Origin of the sequence: Romboutsia sp. (assembly GCF_035470145.1) — a bacterium.
In the GTDB taxonomy this organism is placed as follows: domain Bacteria; phylum Bacillota; class Clostridia; order Peptostreptococcales; family Peptostreptococcaceae; genus Romboutsia_D.
This window is the reverse complement of record NZ_DATIRC010000303.1, coordinates 1-2,018: the sequence shown is the minus strand read 5'-3', so window position 1 is coordinate 2,018 and position 2,018 is coordinate 1. Positions and strand designations below refer to the sequence as shown.

The following is a 2,018-nucleotide window of genomic DNA, read 5'->3' as shown; positions in this document are numbered from 1 at the left end:
TTTTTCATCAAAAAATAGAACTAAAAATATTGCAGAAATATTATTAGGTTTTGGGATTTTATTTACAGGCATGGAATTTATGAAAGAAGCTGTAAAACCATTATCAGAATCTAAAGAATTTACAGATGCACTTATAAGTTTTGGTCAAAAACCATTAATTGGTTTATTTTTAGGATTTATTATAACTGCTATAGTTCAAAGTTCTAGTGCATCTATGGGAATGCTTATAGTACTTGCAGCACAAGGACTTATACCGCTACAATCAGCACTTCCTATACTTTATGGACAAAATATAGGAACTTGTGTTACTTCATTAATATCTAGTATAGGTGCTAATAAAAATGCAAAAAGAGCAGCGATTATACATTTACTATTTAATGCAATAGGTACAGCAATCTTTTTAATATTTTTAAATAAACCTGTTGTTAATCTAGTTACCAAAATAAATCCAACAAATGTGGCCAGACAATTAGCAAATACCCATACATTATTTAATATAATTTCAGTTATATTACTTTTACCATTTGCTAAATACATAGTTAAATTAGCCATGAAAATAGTTCCTCAGAGTGATGATGAAAAGGAAAATGAAACCTACCTTGATGAAAGAATGCTTGAAACACCTTCTATAGCCTTTGGAAATACGATAAAAGAAACTTTAAAAATGGCTACTTTGACACAAGAATGTTTGTATAGTTCTATGAATGGCTTTTTAAATAAATCACAAAAGGATGTAGATAATACATTTGAAATAAAAATAATGATAAATGAATTGCAAAAAAAATTATTAATTTACTTAATAAAATTATCTAAGGCATCTATTACAAAGGATTTAATAGAAGATATAGATAATTTATCTAACATAATAAATGATTTAGAAAGAATAGGAGGACATTCAGAAAATATAGCAGAGCTTGCATCATCTATAATTGAAAAAGATGTTAATATATCAGTTGCAGGAATAAAAGAAATTAATGAAATGTATGAAAAAGTGAAGGGGAATTATGAAAATGCTTTTAAGTTAATACAATACAAGGATAAAGATATAGCAAAGAAAATAATGAAAATAGAAGAACAAGTAAATAAAATAGAAAAATCTATTAGAATGAATCATATATATAGATTAAATAATAATGATTGTAAAATAGATGCGGGAATTTTGTATTTAGATTTAATAAGTAACCTAGAAAGAATATCCGATCATTGCTCAAATATAGCAAAGAAAGTATTGAACTAGACAAGATTATAGGATAGAGATTATTTAAAATAAAATAAGTTTAATGTAAAAAGGCGTATATTCATACGTCTTTTTGCTTGGAAAAAAGTAATATATGACGTAGATGTTGAAAAATAGATTATATTAGATGATAAAAATATTTACAAAACAAATTATACTACATATAAATAGTGCTTAAAGCATAAATCTTAATAGTAGGTAATATACTTCTTAAAACATTGCAATAGTCAAATACATTCATGCATTGTGGGGGGATATAAATGGAGGGATTATTTCGTATAGGCATTGATATTGGCTCAACAACGGTCAAAACGGTAGTACTTAATAATAAAGATGATATAGTATATAAAGAATATAAACGACATTATTCTGATATAAAAAAATCTGTAAAAGAAGTACTAATTAATATTTATGATAATTTAGAAAACTCAAAAGTAACTATTGTGGTAACAGGTTCAGGAGGAATAGACATATCAAAAAAGCTTAATGTAAAATTTGTTCAAGAAGTTATATCATCTACAAAGGCAATAGAGTATTTTTACCCTCAAACAGATGTAGTCATAGAACTTGGTGGAGAAGATGCAAAAATAACTTATTTAAGTAATGGAATAGATCAAAGGATGAATGGTATATGTGCTGGTGGAACAGGGGCATTCATTGACCAAATGGCTTCTCTTTTACAAACAGATGCAATAGGTCTTAATGAGTTAGCTAAAGACTATAAAGTAATTTACCCTATAGCATCAAGATGTGGTGTATTTGCAAAAACAGATATTCAACC

The 2,018-nt window shown here is 26.8% G+C and carries 2 protein-coding genes; both read left to right on the top strand.

Going from position 1 to position 2,018, the window contains the following annotated elements; genetic code table 11:
* Window positions 1-1,237: Na/Pi cotransporter family protein (locus VLM92_RS12305; protein WP_325276630.1), on the top strand; the 1,237-nt coding region annotated here is incomplete at its 5' end.
* Window positions 1,238-1,497: 260 nt separating this feature from the next.
* The coding region (locus tag VLM92_RS12300) for a BadF/BadG/BcrA/BcrD ATPase family protein (RefSeq protein ID WP_325276629.1) at window positions 1,498-2,018 on the top strand (521 nt) is incomplete at its 3' end.